The sequence below is a fragment of the Pseudoduganella sp. jia 12 genome (assembly GCF_055502675.1).
The window spans coordinates 69,332-84,414 of the sequence record NZ_JBUXKP010000009.1 but is presented as its reverse complement, the minus strand read 5'-3'; the positions used below and the strand labels follow the sequence as shown (position 1 = coordinate 84,414).

The 15,083-nt window shown below is 65.6% G+C and carries 15 protein-coding genes; 9 read left to right on the top strand and 6 right to left on the bottom strand.

Annotated elements, in window-relative coordinates:
- Window position 1 precedes the first annotated feature (1 nt).
- From ACY65G_RS20100 to ACY65G_RS20090, 3 genes are all read left to right on the top strand, one after another.
- Window positions 2-907, top strand: a complete 906-nt coding sequence (locus ACY65G_RS20100) for a TauD/TfdA family dioxygenase (protein ID WP_464999069.1) — start codon at window positions 2-4, stop codon at window positions 905-907.
- A 249-nt stretch (window positions 908-1,156) separates the two neighbouring features.
- A complete protein-coding gene (locus ACY65G_RS20095; RefSeq protein WP_464999068.1) occupies window positions 1,157-2,854 on the top strand; it encodes a GH39 family glycosyl hydrolase in 1,698 nt (565 codons plus the stop codon).
- Between the two features lie 600 nt (window positions 2,855-3,454).
- Complete coding sequence (locus ACY65G_RS20090) at window positions 3,455-4,060, top strand: PEP-CTERM sorting domain-containing protein (protein WP_464999067.1); 606 nt, start codon at window positions 3,455-3,457, stop codon at window positions 4,058-4,060.
- Window positions 4,061-4,165: 105 nt separating this feature from the next.
- Here ACY65G_RS20090 and ACY65G_RS20085 read toward each other — a convergent pair whose 3' ends face one another.
- Window positions 4,166-4,507, bottom strand: a complete 342-nt coding sequence (locus ACY65G_RS20085) for a hypothetical protein (protein ID WP_464999066.1) — start codon at window positions 4,505-4,507, stop codon at window positions 4,166-4,168.
- Here ACY65G_RS20085 and ACY65G_RS20080 point away from each other — a divergent pair.
- The 3 genes from ACY65G_RS20080 (at window position 4,448) to ACY65G_RS20070 (ending at window position 8,260) form a co-directional block, all read left to right on the top strand.
- The gene (locus ACY65G_RS20080; RefSeq protein WP_464999065.1) at window positions 4,448-5,038 is read left to right on the top strand and encodes a TonB-dependent receptor domain-containing protein; all 591 of its coding nucleotides are present in this window, start codon (window positions 4,448-4,450) and stop codon (window positions 5,036-5,038) included. The two genes, ACY65G_RS20085 and ACY65G_RS20080, sit on opposite strands and share 60 nt — an antisense overlap.
- A gap of 182 nt (window positions 5,039-5,220) precedes the next feature.
- Complete coding sequence (locus ACY65G_RS20075) at window positions 5,221-7,377, top strand: TonB-dependent siderophore receptor (protein WP_464999064.1); 2,157 nt, start codon at window positions 5,221-5,223, stop codon at window positions 7,375-7,377.
- 220 nt (window positions 7,378-7,597) lie between these two features.
- The gene (locus tag ACY65G_RS20070) at window positions 7,598-8,260 is read left to right on the top strand and encodes a TetR/AcrR family transcriptional regulator (protein WP_464999063.1); all 663 of its coding nucleotides are present in this window, start codon (window positions 7,598-7,600) and stop codon (window positions 8,258-8,260) included.
- Window positions 8,261-8,270: 10 nt separating this feature from the next.
- Here ACY65G_RS20070 and ACY65G_RS20065 read toward each other — a convergent pair whose 3' ends face one another.
- The 3 genes from ACY65G_RS20065 to ACY65G_RS20055 form a co-directional block, all read right to left on the bottom strand.
- Complete coding sequence (locus tag ACY65G_RS20065; protein ID WP_464999062.1) at window positions 8,271-8,933, bottom strand: hypothetical protein; 663 nt, start codon at window positions 8,931-8,933, stop codon at window positions 8,271-8,273.
- Window positions 8,934-9,085: 152 nt separating this feature from the next.
- Window positions 9,086-10,408: an NAD(P)/FAD-dependent oxidoreductase gene (locus ACY65G_RS20060; RefSeq protein WP_464999061.1), complete on the bottom strand. Its 1,323-nt coding sequence runs from the start codon at window positions 10,406-10,408 to the stop codon at window positions 9,086-9,088.
- 31 nt (window positions 10,409-10,439) lie between these two features.
- Window positions 10,440-10,832, bottom strand: a complete 393-nt coding sequence (locus ACY65G_RS20055; RefSeq protein WP_464999060.1) for an HAD family hydrolase — start codon at window positions 10,830-10,832, stop codon at window positions 10,440-10,442.
- Window positions 10,833-10,939: 107 nt separating this feature from the next.
- On the opposite strand from ACY65G_RS20055, the gene ACY65G_RS20050 reads away from it, so the two are divergent.
- A complete protein-coding gene (locus tag ACY65G_RS20050; protein ID WP_464999059.1) occupies window positions 10,940-11,956 on the top strand; it encodes a LysR family transcriptional regulator in 1,017 nt (338 codons plus the stop codon).
- An 84-nt stretch (window positions 11,957-12,040) separates the two neighbouring features.
- Here ACY65G_RS20050 and ACY65G_RS20045 read toward each other — a convergent pair whose 3' ends face one another.
- Both ACY65G_RS20045 and ACY65G_RS20040 read right to left on the bottom strand, forming a co-directional pair.
- The gene (locus ACY65G_RS20045) at window positions 12,041-13,333 is read right to left on the bottom strand and encodes a PQQ-dependent sugar dehydrogenase (protein WP_464999058.1); all 1,293 of its coding nucleotides are present in this window, start codon (window positions 13,331-13,333) and stop codon (window positions 12,041-12,043) included.
- Window positions 13,330-13,758 (bottom strand): DUF2231 domain-containing protein, encoded by a 429-nt coding sequence (locus ACY65G_RS20040; RefSeq protein WP_464999057.1) that lies wholly within the window; start codon window positions 13,756-13,758, stop codon window positions 13,330-13,332. Before ACY65G_RS20040 ends, ACY65G_RS20045 begins: the two co-directional genes overlap by 4 nt.
- A gap of 261 nt (window positions 13,759-14,019) precedes the next feature.
- Here ACY65G_RS20040 and ACY65G_RS20035 point away from each other — a divergent pair, with 261 nt between their 5' ends.
- Window positions 14,020-14,430: a hypothetical protein gene (locus tag ACY65G_RS20035; protein ID WP_464999056.1), complete on the top strand. Its 411-nt coding sequence runs from the start codon at window positions 14,020-14,022 to the stop codon at window positions 14,428-14,430.
- Between the two features lie 265 nt (window positions 14,431-14,695).
- Window positions 14,696-15,079, top strand: coding sequence for a response regulator (locus ACY65G_RS20030; protein ID WP_464999055.1), 384 nt, complete (start codon window positions 14,696-14,698; stop codon window positions 15,077-15,079).
- Window positions 15,080-15,083 lie beyond the last annotated feature (4 nt).

Below are 15,083 nucleotides of genomic sequence, written 5' to 3'. Positions count from 1 at the left end.
CGTGCAAACTGCAGTTCATACCCGCGAGGCGGGGCTGGTGGTACAGGGCGAGGCAGGCGAGATCCTGGCTTCGATCGACAAGGCGCAACTGGCCGAATGGCTGGGCCGCTACGGCTACGTGGTGCTGCGCGGTTTCCCGTGCGACGTGCAGGGCTTCTCGGACCTGGTGCGCGCCCACAGCAGCCGCATCAGCCTCGATCCGGCCCGCCAGTTCCACGACAAGGACGGCAAGGTGCTGGCGCAGAAGGTCGACGCGGGCCTGGACGCGATCGGCCTGCACTGCGAGAACGGCAACAGCCCGTTCTGGCCCGACCTGTGCTGGTTCTTCTGCACGCAGGCCCCAGGCGTGGGTTCGCAGACCACGGTCTGCGACGGCGCCGCCGTGTACCGCGACCTGTCGCCGCAGATGCGCGCTGCGCTGCGGGCGCAGGATATCGTCTACACGCGCAGCGTCGGCGAAGCACTGTGGAAGAACTACGTGCGGCATGCCTCCGATATCGGCCAGGAAACGGTGGACACGCAGGCCTGCTTCGAGCGCATGCTGGCCCTCGTCGACGGCAACGTAAACACGCAGGTCGAACTGAACGCGGACCACTCGGTCACGTACAGCTTTCGCACGCCGGCGATCCTGGAGCGCTCGCCATTCAGCCGAGGCCTGCCCGCGTTCGCCAACAGCATCTTCGGGCCGTCGTTCAACTACGAGCGCCCCAGGATCACGTTCGCCGACGGTACGCCGCTGCCCGAAGCGATGCGCGCGGCGCTGGACGACGTCTGCCAGCGCCACACGGTGGACGTGGGCTGGCGCGACAATGACATCGTCGTCATCGACAACGCCCGCGTCATGCACGGCCGCCGCCGCATCGAGGACACGCGCCGCACCATCTACAACGCGCTGAGCTATTGCTGAAAGCCGAGCTCGTGTCCACCTTGGGGTCAACCCCATTTTCGGACACGGGCTCCACCTTGCAAACGCGAAATGCGGCCGAGCTCGTGTCCACTTTCGGGGTTGACCCCAGGGTGGACACGAACCGGGCCGTAGTGGCGGGAGCAGGGGCGCCTGAAACAAATTGATATCGCGGTCGAAAAAATCGTGATTGGTCGCGCCAGATGGTTTCGCCTAGACTCGGCGAACAACAAAAAACTGGAGACCCGTCACATGAAAACCTTCTTCGCCGGCGCCTTCCTGGCCGCCGGCCTGCTTCCACTCGCTGCCGCCGCCGCGCCATCCACGCCGACACCCGCTGCGGGCACCGTCAGACTGACGGTCGACACGCGCACCGAGACCGGCCCCATGACGCCGTTCTGGGCCTGGTTCGGCTACGACGAGCCGAACTACAGCACCACGCCCAACGGCAAGAAACTGCTGTCCGAGCTGGCCGCCCTGAGCCCGGTGCCGGTGTACGTGCGCGCCCACAACCTGATGACGTCCGGCGATGGCAGTCACTCGCTCAAGTGGGGTTCGACGGGCATGTACAGCGAGGATGCGGACGGCAAGCCGGTCTACGACTGGAAGATCGTCGATGCCATCTTCGACGCCTATGTCGAACGCGGCATGAAACCGCTGGCGCAGATCGGCTTCATGCCGCAGGCGCTGTCGCCCAAGCCGGAGCCCTACCAGCACCAGTGGAAACCGGGCGTGCGCTACGAGGAGATCATGACGGGTTGGGCCTACCCGCCCAAGGATTACGCCAAATGGTCGGAGCTGATCTACCAGTGGGTGCGCCATTGCGTCGAACGCTACGGCCAGGCCGAAGTCGAGAGCTGGTACTGGGAGGTGTGGAACGAACCGGATGGCCACTACCTGATTGCCCCGGACCGGCGCCAGGCCTACTTCAAGATGTACGACCACGCGGCGGATGCCGTCAAGCGCGCGTTGCCGACCGCGCGGTTCGGCGGCCCGCACACGGCCGTGGCAGGGGACTTCATGGAAGAATTCCTCAAGCATGCCCTCCACGGCACGAATCACGCCACCGGCAAGAAGGGCTCGCCCCTCGACTTCGTGGCATGGCATGCGAAAGGCGCCCCGAAAGTCGTGAACGGCGTCGTCCAGATGGGCATGGATACGCACTTCCGCAATCTCGACCGGGGCTTCGCCATGGTGGCGAAGTACCCGGAGCTGAAGGGCATTCCCGTCATCATCGGCGAATCGGACCCGGAAGGCTGCGCCGCCTGCGGCATGCAGACGAACCCCGAGAATGCCTACCGCAACGGCACCCTGTACGCCAGCTACACGGCCGCCTCGGTAGCGCGCCTCTACGACCTGGCCGACCGCCGCGGCACCAACCTGATCGGCGCCGTCAACTGGTCATTCCTGTTCGAGGACCAGCCCTGGTTCGCCGGCTACCGCGACCTGGCCACCAATGGCGTGGACAAGCCCGTGCTGAACGTGTTCCGCATGCTGGGCATGATGCGCGGTGCGCGGCTGACAGTCGGCGGCGACCGGGCGCATGACGCGGACAGCATTCAGCGCGAAGGCGTGCGCGGCGCCCGCACCGACGTGAACGCGCTGGCCAGCAGGGAAGGTCGCCAGGTGGCCGTCATGGTCTGGAACTACCACGACAACGACGTCATCGACAAAGGCTCGCCGGTCGAGGTAACGCTGACCGGCATTCCCGCCACGAGCGCCACCGTGCGGCACTACCGCATCGACCAGGAGCACAGCAATTCGTACACGGCGTGGAAGCGCATGGGCTCACCGGCCAGCCCGACAGCCGCGCAGATCGCCGCCCTGCAGAAGGCGGGCGGTCTGGCACAACTCGCCAAGCCGTCCACCGTGACCGTGCGTGACGGTGCCGCCACGCTGCGCATGCAGCTGCCGCGCCAGGCGGTATCGCTGCTGGTGCTGTCGTACTGAAAGGGCGCGCGCCCGATCCACACAGCGTTCATTCGCCGTCGCCTGCCCGCGACGGCATTTTTTTAAAACACTTTATTCGCTGATTCGCGAAAGCGCCCCGTGCCGGAATTCCGCGGGCAAAAAATCGACCGAATAAAGTGCCTTGCTCCGGTGGCGCAGCCGACCGGCTACCCCATGCCTCACATGGGTGGCGCTTGACCTCACTACACGTTCGCTACATACTCGGTCCGGTTTCGACCAAGCACATTCGTGCCGATTCGAACCAGGCCGTTTTCATCGTCCGCAATGGGCGATCGGGCCGCTGGCTGTTGTCGCAAGTATCCGCAATCCGCATTGGCACTCCGTATTGGCAACTGATATTGGTAAGCGCGGTCGATGACTTCGTTGCCCATGCATCCCTGTTCGAATCATGTATCGGCAGCACCCTGTTTTGAATTCCATGCCGTCGATGCTTGATGGCGGAATCCATCGAGGCGAGGGCTGGCTCGATCGGGATGTATCGGTAGCGCAATCATCGGCCTTTTGCCGCGAGTAGGGCGTGGCCATGCTGGAGGCCGCAATCCCGACTCGCATCCTTCGTTCATCCACTCGAGGCACTCCATGAATTTGAAAGCACTCTTTGCTGCTGCTCTTGTTTCGGCCCTCACGGTTTCCACCGCGGGCGCGACGACGGTCGATTTCAACGATATGGCGAACGGATCGATCCTGCCGTCGACCTATACGGTCGGCGACCTGACCTTTTCGTCGCTCGATCAATTGCTGGTCACGGATATCGGCACGGGCAATGCCCTGTGCGGCGCATCCGACGGTGGCTGCATCGGCTCGATCGGGCTGTCTTTCGGCACCGGCGCCAGGTTCCTCCACTTCACATTTTCCGGCGACGTCGATCCGTCGACCCAGTACATCTTCGATATCAATGCCACCGTCCTGTTCGAGGGGCAGGTCATCGAACTCCATCAAACCGGCATCGCCTTCGCGAACGGTGATCCGCTCGACGAGCAGCTCGTGCAATTCGAGAACCCGAATGTCACCATCATGTCGATGGGGATTTACTCGCTCGATAATACGGCATTCGTCATCGATAATATTTCGTATTCTCCCGGCATAACTTCGCCGGTTCCGGAACCGTCGTCGCTGGCGATGCTCATGGCGGGCCTGGGGCTGGGCGGCCTGGCGCTGCGCCGGCGTTCGGAAAAGTTGACCTGACCCGGGCGCTGTTCATTCGACGCGCGGCCGGGCGGCCGGTCCACCGCGCGAATGCCCGGATCGTGCAGATGCGGCTACGCGGTCAGCCGCGCGGTGCCCGCAGTTTCATATCCCGTTCGCGCCGCCTGGCCTTGCCCGCCACGGTGCCGGCCAGCGCAAGGCCGGCAATCCCACGGAGGCGAACGGCGCATTGCTGGAGCCGCCCACGTCCAGCCCGAACACATAGGTGGCACCGGCCACGCCGCCGATCGCTTCCGCCGCCGTGGTGCGGAACACGAATTCATTCGTGGCGGCGTTGTAGCCCACGTCCGCCGCCAGAACGTCGAAGGCCGCCTTGCGGCCACCCGTGTAGCCGGCGAGGAAATCGCCGGCGGGGTCGGTGACGGCGTGCGCATCGACACCGAGGAAAAGGCTGGCGGCCGCGGCCGCGAACAGGATTGTTTTCATGTCTCGTCCATAGGAAAAGTTGGGGGAGGGCGGTGTACGCCCCGGCCGTATATTCCCGGCCGTGAGGAAACGGTTCACGCGTCGGAGTTCGAGGGCAAGCTGCGCGTGTTCGATGACGGCACGCTGAGCACGAGCGTGGCGTTCACCGATGCAAAGTACAAGAGCTACCATCCGACCACCACGATCGATTTCTCGGGGCAGAAGCTGGACCGCGCTCCCACGTCGACGATCAGCCTGGGCTACACGCATCACTTCACGCTGGGCAATGGCGGCGAGATCACGGCAACCGCCAACACGCGGCACTCGACGTCGTACTACATCAGCGACCCGGTCGAAGGCATCCGCTACCGCCAGCCGTCGTACTGGAAATCCGACGCCTCGATCGGCTATGCCGGCCCGGACGGCAAATGGAACGTGCAGCTGTTCGTGAAGAACATCGAGGACACGGTGAAGATCGAAAGCCGTGTGCCGGGTTCGTTCTTCCTGAACGATCCGCGTACGTATGGGGTCAGGGCGGCATACAACTTCTGAACTCTGCTGGCGGTGTCCTTTGATTGTCGGTCGGTAAGGCGAGCGGCACGCGGCGAGAACAGGCCAGGCGTGCCCCCGACCGCGGGCGCAATGGGCTGTTGGAGGCATTGACAGTAATGCATCAAAAAAATAGAATGAGAATTATTCTCATCTAAAAGATGCATCGCCATCCACCGCCGACAATGACAACGACACTCCATCGCACGCGCATCGCGCAGTCCATCTTCCTTTGCCTGGCCGCCGCGAGCACTGCGCAGGCATCGGGCCAGGAGACGGCCGCCACGCCTCCGCAGGACGCCACCATGCCCGTGGTGACCGTGATCGGCGGGGCAACCGACGATACGGGTTACCTGGCGAAGCGTTCGAGCACGGCCACGAAGATGGATATCCCGCTGCTGGAAACGCCGCAGTCGGTCACCATCGTCACGGCCGACCAGATCCGCGACCAGGCCTCGCCGAACCTGCAGGAAGCGCTGCGCTACGCCGCCGGCGTGCGCAACGAACTGTATGGCGTGGACAACCGCGGCGACTATGTCTCGCTGCGCGGCAGCTCCGACGCGACAATGCTGCTCGACGGCATGCGGCTGCCCTTGTCCGGCAGCTGGGGCATCGTGCGCACCGAGCCCTATGCCTACGACCGCATCGAGGTGCTGCGCGGGCCATCGTCGATCATCGCCGGGGAAAACGATCCGGGCGGCGTGGTCAATCTCGTGTCCAAGCGCCCGCGGGCGGAGCGGGCGCAGGAAGCGGGCATCCGGCTCGGCAGCGACAACCTGCGCGAGCTGCACGGCGACTTCACCGGGCCCCTTACCGCGGACGGATCGCTGCTGTACCGCCTCGTCGTCCTCGGCAAGGAGAGCGATACGCAGATCCGCCATGCGGATGAGAAGCGCGAGCTGTTCGCGCCTTCGCTGACCTGGAAACCGAACGCCACCGACAGTGTGACCGTGTATGGCGAGTACCAGCAAGACCGCAGCAGGAACACCAATGCCTTCCTCGGCCTGGAAGGCACGCTGTATGCCGCGCCGAATGGGCCGATTCCCAGCGACCTGTTCATCGGCGAGCCGGCATGGGACCGGTATGGCGGCACGCGCAAGCGCGCCGGCTACGCGCTGGACATCGCCCTCGGGCCGGACTGGCAGCTGCGGCACAACCTGCGCCACGACCGCGTGACGGGCCTGATGAAATCCATGTATGCGGCGTGGTGGGACGGTTTCGTGGATGCCACGGGCGCCAGCGACCCGGCTGGCCAATACATGAACCGCATCGCCTACGTCAACCGCGACAGGACGCGCACGACGTCCGGCGACCTGACGCTGCAGGGCAAGGTGCGCACGGGCGCCATCCGCCACACGCTGATGGTCGGGATCGACGGCACGGCCCATGATGCCAGCAGCCAGTCGACCGAACTGGCGGCATCGCCGCTCAACGTGTATGCACCGGTGTATGGCGTGGACCCCGATCCGGGCGAGATCGATGCGCCGTGGAGCGAAACGCGCATCCGCCGCATCGGCGTGCTGGCGCAGGACCAGATGAAGTTCAACGATGCGCTCAGCGTGCGCGTCGGCGCGCGGCGCGACCGGGTGCGCAACAGCACCGTCGGCGGCGACGTCAAGAAGGATGCCGCCACCAGCATCAACGTCGGTGTCGTCTACCAGGCCAGGCCAGGTCTCGCGCCCTATGCGAGCTATTCCGAATCGTTCGTGCCCGTGTCGGGCACCGATGTGGCAGGGCAGTCGTTCAAGCCGAAACGGGGCGAGCAATATGAGGCCGGCGTGAAATGGGAGCCGGTGGGCCTGCCGGTGCAGGCCGCGGCATCGGTGTACACGCTGAAGGAAAAGAACCGGCTGGCGAACGATCCGGTCAACCCGAACTTCAGCATCCAGCTCGGCGAAGCCCGCGTGAAGGGGATCGAGGCGGAAATAAAGGCCGATGTCGCCGCGTGGAACCTGCTGGCCAGCTATTCGTATACGCGTGCCCGTGCCACCGCCGGCTCGTATGGCGGCGACCTCGATGCCGGCCAGCAGATCGAAGGCATTCCCGAACATGGCGCTTCCGTGTGGGCCATCCATGATTTCGGACGCCTGGGCATCGCTGGCCTGAAAGCGGGCGGCGGCCTGCGCTACATCGGCCGCAACGGCGATGGCACCGGCAAGGTATTCGTGCCATCGGTCACGCTGGGCGACATCATGGTGTCGTATGACTTGCAGGCATGGCGCTTCGCCCTGAATGTCAACAACGTCGCGGACAAGGACTACCTGGCCACCTGCCTGTCCCGCGGCGACTGCTGGTTCGGCCAGCGCCGCAAGGTCGTGCTGTCGGCCGATTATCGCTGGTAAGCGCCGCGATCCAGTCAGGCAAAACTGGGGACGCAAAACTGGGGACGTACCGGAACGCCGGACCGCCTGGTTTTAAGGAAATTTCCTTAAAACCAGGGTACGTCCCCAGTTTTTAGGGTACGTCCCCAGTTTTTCCGTGCGTTACTGCGGCTTCTTGCCGTTCGCCTCCCGGGCGCGCATACTCCCGCCCACAAAAACGGGAGTGCAAAGGAGACGATTCATGAGCGCTGAAGGACGAGGCCCGGGCTGCCCGCTCGCCGAAGGCGGCATGGCGGCCGCCGCGGGCAAGTTGCCGCCACGCCGCCGCGCGGACGCGCAGCAGAACCGCATACTGCTGCTCGATGCCGCGGAGGCGGTATTCCTTGCCAGCGGCATCCATGCCCCGCTCGATGCGATCGCCGAACGCGCCGGCGTCGGCCGTGCGACGCTGTTCCGCAACTTCCCCGACCGCCACGCGCTGATCGCGGGCTTGCTGGACCGCACGCTGTCCGCCATCGAGGCGGAAGCGAAGCGTTTGAACGGCGATCCGTGCGCGCTTGGCCGCCTGCTGCGCTTCGTCGCCGATTCGATGGTTGCACGCGCGCCGTTGACCGAATACTGGCAGGGCTGCGGCCATGACAGTGACGACTTCCGCGCGGCGCTGCGGCGCCTGCTCGCGTGCTTTGAACAACCGATTGCATGGGCGGTGGCGAACGGCGCGTGCCGGCCGGACCTGGTCCCGCAGGATATCCTGCTGTTTGCGGCGATGCTGGGCGGCAGCCTGCATGTCCGCGAGCCCGCGCAAAGGCGGCAGCTGGCGGAACGGGCCTGGCTGTTCGTGACCGGAATGGCGCAGTTGCGGGATCCGCCGGGCGTCTCGACGCCGGCCCGACAGGCGAATTAATGTGGGCGAATCAGCGCGCCGGCATGGCGGCGGCGGAAACCGGAGCGCGGCCAACGGCGGAGCATTCGAGCAAGACTCGGGCCTGGACGACGACCAGCGCGCAGTAGCCAACGAGTTCCACCAGTTCCTCGAACCGCTGGGCATGCAGCATGCCGAATGTTCCCGGCAGGTGCCCCTCGGCACAGCTCGAACCCACGGCCGCCGCCAGTACCATGAGCATGGGCGGCCACGGAAAGCGGCCGCTGGCCAGCACGGCGTGCAGCTGGCAATCGAGCCGGCACCGCACGGCGGACCAGGCCGACCATGCGGCCAGGGCCAGGACCACCGGCGTCACGAACGGCCGGTACCACAGCTCATGCGATGTGAAGACCGGTCCCGCGGCTGTCATGGACGCCGGTGCGAACAGCACGGCTCCCCAGCTCAGTTCACGGCCGATCAGGATCGCCCAGATCGGTACCACGCAACGCGCCAACGATGCAACCCGGCGCTGCCCTGCGCAGGCCCAGGTGAACACCGCCAAGGCACATCCGATCCCCAGCACGATCACGTCGCCATCTTCGATGATGCCGTTCTCCCAGGCCCACGCGGGTGGCACGACCAGCGACAGCGGATAGCAGCAGAGCAGGGCCGCAGCAAGGAGCCACGATGTCGGGACAGGAGAATGGATGCGCATGCTGCCGGCGTCACGTGATTAAGTGATACTTATCGTATCACTTGATGACGTTTTTTCGCGCTGCGCGACTTCAATCGTGCACGGCAAGAATCCATGCATGACCTTGAGTGCGGGATCGTGGCGGATGAAAGGGTGGCCCCGAGGCGTCAGGCTCAATGCCACTTCACCGGCATCAGCCACTTCGACCGCACCCAGCGCACCACCATCTGCGCGCACATCCGCACCGGTCCCATGTTGGACATCACATAGCGCTCGTAGGCCACCAGGTACAGCGCCTTGGCGATCGTGCCCTGCACGTGCACGTGGCGGTCGCCGATCGCCTGGCGCAGCATGCCCACCGCGCCGTAGCGCCCGAGCGACACCAGCGTGCCGTGGTCGCGATAGCGGAACTCCGCCGCGCCGGTCCGCTGCGGGCGTGCCAGCACGCGGTGCAGGAAGACGGCCTGCTGCCTTGCCGCCTGCGCGCTGGGCGGGACCATCGCCGTGGCGCTGGCGGCCTGCATCGCGGAGCAGTCTCCCATCGCATGGATGTGCGGGTCGTCGATGGCGCGCAACTGCGCGTCCACGAGCACCTGCTTGCTGCGGTTCAGGGCGATGCCCAGCCGCGTGTTGATGGCCGGGCCCTGCACGCCGGCGGCCCACACCGCGATGGCGGCCGGGAAGACTTCGCCGCCGGCCGTGATCACGTGTTCGGCGGTGACTTCGGCCACCGCGGTATCGGTGCGGATATCGATGCCCAGGCCGCGCAGCTTGGCGGCGGCGACCCCGGACAGTGCCGGCGCCAGCGAAGGCAGCAGGCGTGGGCCGCGCTCGATGATCGTGATGCGCACCTGGCACGCCGAATCCAGTTCGTTCAGCCGGTAGCGCACCAGCGTGTCGACGGTGTGACGCAGGTCCGCCGCCAGTTCCACGCCCGTGGGACCGGCGCCGACGATGACGATGTTCACCAGCGGGGTACTGGAGGGGGTGGCGGAAACCGTGGCGGGGGTGCCATTCATCCGCTGGCGCGCACCGGCCGCGGCGCACAGGCGCAGGAAGCGCCGGCGGAACGCTTCGGCCTGCTCCACGCCGTCCAGCGACAGGCAGTGGTCGGCGGCGCCGGGAACGCCGAAGAAATTGGTGACGGATCCGAACGAGAGCACCAGCCGGTCGTAGCGCAGCGTGGTTTCCTGGCCCATGGCGTGGGGCAGGCGGGCGCGGATCGTCAGCGAGTGCGCCGCGCGGTCGACGTCGACCACTTCGCCGCACATGAATTCGAAATGATTGTCGATCGCCTGCCGGGCATGATCGACATGATAGTGATCGGGATCGATGGTACCGGCTGCAACGGAGTGCAGCAGGGGCTTCCAGAAGTGCGTTGGTGCGCTGTCCACGAGGGCGATGCGGGCCTTGTTGCGGCGGCCGAGTTCACGGCCAAGGCGGGTCGCCAGTTCGAGACCCGCCACGCCGCCGCCGGCGATGACGATGGTTTGCATGCGATTTCTCCATGATGTTTGAAACCAGTGCTCAGAACCGCGTATCGCTGCCCTCGGTGACGGGAATGTTCTCGCGGCGTGCCGCATTCATGGCAGGCTGCGAGGCCGCGACGACGAGCGCGTCGCGGGCGTTCACGCCGAGCACCTGCAGCACGGTGGAATAGGGCGACTTGTGGCCGCGGGCCGCGAAGTCCGCATCCGTCAGCACCACGGAGAACAGGTGGTGGGCCGCGTCGCCGAAGCGTTCGCGCAGGCGCATGTCCGCCTGGGTATGGGGCAGGTCGCTGACCACGGCGCAATGGCAGCCGCCATCGATCGCTTCGTCGAGCATCTTCTGGGCCTCGACGTCCGCGCGCATCGGGAACATGCCCCGGCCGGGTACCTTGAACGTGGAAAGATCGAAAATTACCGCTTGCGCCGTCATGGTGCCTCCTGGTTGTGTGTGGCAAAGGTGTTGCAAAGGTTTCACTATACGGGCGGCTCGGATAAAATAAAAATAAGATATTTCCGGGTTTTTATAAGGGATTGCTGATGTATCCAGCCAGTTTCAAGCAACTGCAGGCCCTGGTGCAGGTGGCGCGCCACCAGAGCGTGTCGCGCGCGGCCGAGGCGATGCATGTCACGCAGCCCGCCGTATCGATGCACCTGCGCATGCTCGAGGACTCGGCCGGCCTGCCGCTCACACGCAAGCTGGGGCGCAATATCCAGATGACCGCGGCGGGCGAACTGCTGGTGGGTTATGCGCAGCGGATCCTGGCCGTGTGGGAAGAGGCGGGGAACGAGATCGCCGCGCTGAAGGGCATCACCAGCGGCACGCTGCGCATCGGCGCCGTGATGACGGCCGAGCACCTGCTGCCCGCCATGCTGGTGCGTTTCACGGGCGGCCATCCGGGTGTGCACATCAAGCTGCGCGTCGGCTCGCGGCCCGAGGTGATCGGCATGCTGAGCCGGGACGAGATCGACCTGGCGATCATGGGCACGCCGCCACGCGAATTCCCCACCAGTGCCAGCCGCTTCGCGCGCCACCCCATGGCGTTCTTCGTGGCGCCCACGCATGCGCTCGCGGGCAAGGCCGTACCGCTGGCGGACCTGTTCGGGCACAACCTGCTGGTGCGCGAGCCCGGCTCCGGCACCCGGTCGGCGATCGAGCACCTGTACCGCGAAGCCAATGCGCCGCTGTCGATCGGGTCGGAGTTATCCAGCAACGAGGCGATCAAGCGCATGACGGCAGCGGGGCTGGGCGTGGCCTTCCTGTCGGTGCATGCCTGTACGCTGGAGGTGCGCAACCGCCTGCTCGAAGTGCTGCCCGTGCCGGGCACGCCCGTGCTGGCCGACTGGCACGTGATGCACAAGGCCGACCACGCGATCCCCACCGTGGCCGCGTCGTTCCAGGAATTCATGGTCGAGCATGGCCAGCAGGTCATCACGGGAGAGCTGGAAGGCGGCCCCGGGCCGGACGGGGGAGAAAACAGGGGCGAAGCCGGCAGCGAGAGCGAAGGCAGGGCTGCACCTGGCCGGAAGCCATCGAGGCGCGCCGGCAGTCCGTGAACCGCCGGCGGCATCGACGCGTGATGCAGCGACGCGTGAAGCATCGACGCGTGATGCGGCGACGCATGCACATCGACGCATGCTTCAGCGGCTGCGGGTCACCCGCCACACCGTATTGGAAAGGTCATCGGCGACGATCAGCGCGCCTCGCGGATCCACGGTGACGCCCACCGGCCGCCCGCGCGTTTTCCCGTCGGAATCGCGGAAACCGGTCACGAAGTCGACCGGCTGGCCGGCGGGCTTGCCGTTGGCGAACGGCACAAAGATCACCTTGTAGCCCACGGGCTGGGCGCGATTCCAGCTGCCATGTTCGCCCACGAAGGCCCCGTTCGCGAACGGTTCGCCCATCGCCGGCAGTGAGAAGCCCACGCCCAGCGCGGCCACGTGGGAGCCCAGGGCGTAGTCCGGCTTGACCGCGGCCTTCACCTTGTCCGGATCTCCCGGCTTGACGCGCGGATCGACGTTCGGCCCCCAGTAGCTGTAGGGCCAGCCGTAGAACGCGCCCTCGCGCACCGAGGTCAGGTAATCCGGCACCAGGTCCGGCCCCAGTTCGTCGCGTTCGTTGACGACGGCCCACAGCTGCTGCGTTTCCGGGTGAATCGCCAGCGCCGTCGGATTGCGCAGGCCCGTCGCATATGGCTTGTATGCACCCGTCTGCGCATCGATCTGCCAGACCATGGCGCGGTCGCGTTCCGCTTCCATGCCGCGTTCCGTGATATTGCTGTTCGAGCCGATCCCCACGTACAGGAAGCGCCCGTCGGGGCTGATGGCCAGCGCCTTCGTCCAGTGGTGGTTGATCTCGGAGGGAAGCTTGGCGATGCTGGTCGGCTTGCCGGCCGCTTTCGTCTGCCCTTCCTGGTAGTCGAAGCGAACCAGTTCGTCCTGGTTGGCCACGTACAGCTTGCCCTCGTGGAAAGCGAGCCCGTAAGGCGCGTTCAGGTCTTCCGCAAAGACGGTCTTGAGTTCGTAGCGGCCATCGCCATCGGCATCGCGCAGCAGGGTCAGGCGATCCCCGCTTTCGACCTTGCTGGTGCCCTTGGCCTTGATGTAGCCGGCGATCACATCCTTCGGCTTGAGCTTCGGTGCGTTGCCGCCGCGGCCCTCGGCCACGAGGATATCGCCGTTCGGCAGCACGAGTGTCTGCCGCGGGATCTTCAGGTCGGTCGCGATGGCGGCGACGGTGTAGCCCTTCGGCACGACCGGCTTCCGGTCGCCCCATTCGGCCGGCTCCGCGATCTTCATGCTGGGCAGCAGGCCCCGCTGCTGCTCCGGCATCTTCGGATCCGGGCCGAGTCCCTGTGCGTCGCCGCCATCGTCGCCGCAGGCCGCCAGCGTCAGCACGGCACACGATACCGCGAGTAATTTCAGATGTTTCATCGCGCACCTCCCCGCGTATCCAGTGCCCGCCAGGCGGTAACGGCCGCAAGCACGGTAACGACGACCGACAGGTACAGGCCGGCCGGCATGGCGGCCCAGGCATCCTTCGCATGGACGAAGGCGTTGATCAGTCCGAGCACCCAGGTGGCCAGCAGCAGCAGGAAGTGCACCAGTTCGCGGCCGTTCTTGCGCTTTGACCGGATCAGCGCGATCAGGGCGAAGAGCAGGGCAAAGCCGCCCAGCACCAGGCCGCCGGCGATGAGCCACGATGCGAAATTGCTCCACTGGATGTGGTAGCTCTTGTAATAGGCCGCGTCGCTCAGCAACGCACCCAGGAACAGGGGAACGGTTCCCGCCAGCAGGATGGCATGGAGCGGGCCGGGAGGCTGCCGCAGGGCAGGGTAGTCGGTTGTCGGTGATGACATTGCATGGTCCTTGTCGAGTCGCTTGGCGCGATCGTAGCGATAAATGCAATGCGCTGTCGCATCGTTGCACGCAAGACAGGAGGCTGGTGTCGGGCGCAATCGGGCATCGCGTCGACGAAAATTGCCCTACCATATGTAACGCGGCAAGGCAGGCGGCGCCCGGAACAGGTGCCCATGCCCGTGTCGACAAGTCCAGAAACACGACCATAGGCGCGACATCGCCGGCTTGCGGAGGCCGGGATGGCGTGCAGGAGCTCAATCTTGAAAAATCACCTCTCTCCGCCCGCAGAAGCTGCCGACACCGATGCCGGCATCGTCATACCTGTGGACTTCCCCGTGCCCGACGAGATCCTCGAACTGTTCGAAGAGGCGGCATGCGCGTCGGGCATCGACATCGACGAACGTGGCTTTGCCATCGAATTCTGTTCGGGCGCCTATTTCAGCCGCTATGGCATGTGCAAGGAGCTGGCGCTGCAGCTATGCTCCATCATCGAGGCCAGTGGCCTGCCGGCGGCCACGTCGATGCACCGGCATGCGCTTCTCGAACGATACCGGCTCGCATTGACGGCCACGGCATGGACTTCGCCGGAGGAAGCATTCTGGATCGCGCACCGCATGGCGCTCTGGATGGGATGGAGCGAAGCCCTGCCGGTGACAGGAACGCTCCACTGAACCGGCTGGATACTTCAGGAACGGTCCCGACCGAAGGTGGCGCGCCCGCAAGGTGTGCGGAACGACTGCGGCGTCGTCGCGGCACGACAGTGGTCTCTATCGGCACGCCAGCCAGCACCAGTGGAGCGATTTCGCTCGGTGTTGCTGTAGGGAACATGCTAGAATTTACGTTTGGAAAGCCGAGTTAACGCTTTCTGCATTCCCCTCGGCCAAGCCCACGCCGTATGCAATCTTGCCTCTTTGCAAGGCGAACGGACCTTTGGCCATGCCACACGCTTCACCACTCATCCTTGTCGTCGACGACAACCGCGACAGTGCGGACATGCTCGTGGAGATCCTCCGGTTCAAGGGTATCCATGCACGCGCCGCCTACGATGGCGAGCAGGCCGTCACCCTTGCGCGAAGCCTGGCTCCGGCCATCGTGTTCCTCGATCTCGGCATGCCGGTGATGGACGGATACCAGACCGCCGCGCTGCTGCGCGGCGGGTCGGCCATTGCGCCGTACCTGGTTGCCCTGACCGCCTGGGACGATGCCCAGACGAAGTGCCGCGTGGCGGCGGCGGGTTTCGACCGCCATGTGGCCAAGCCGTCCAGCGTGGCGGAAATCCTGTCCATCATCGAGGGCGCGGCGTTGCCGGCCGAGGCGTGACGTC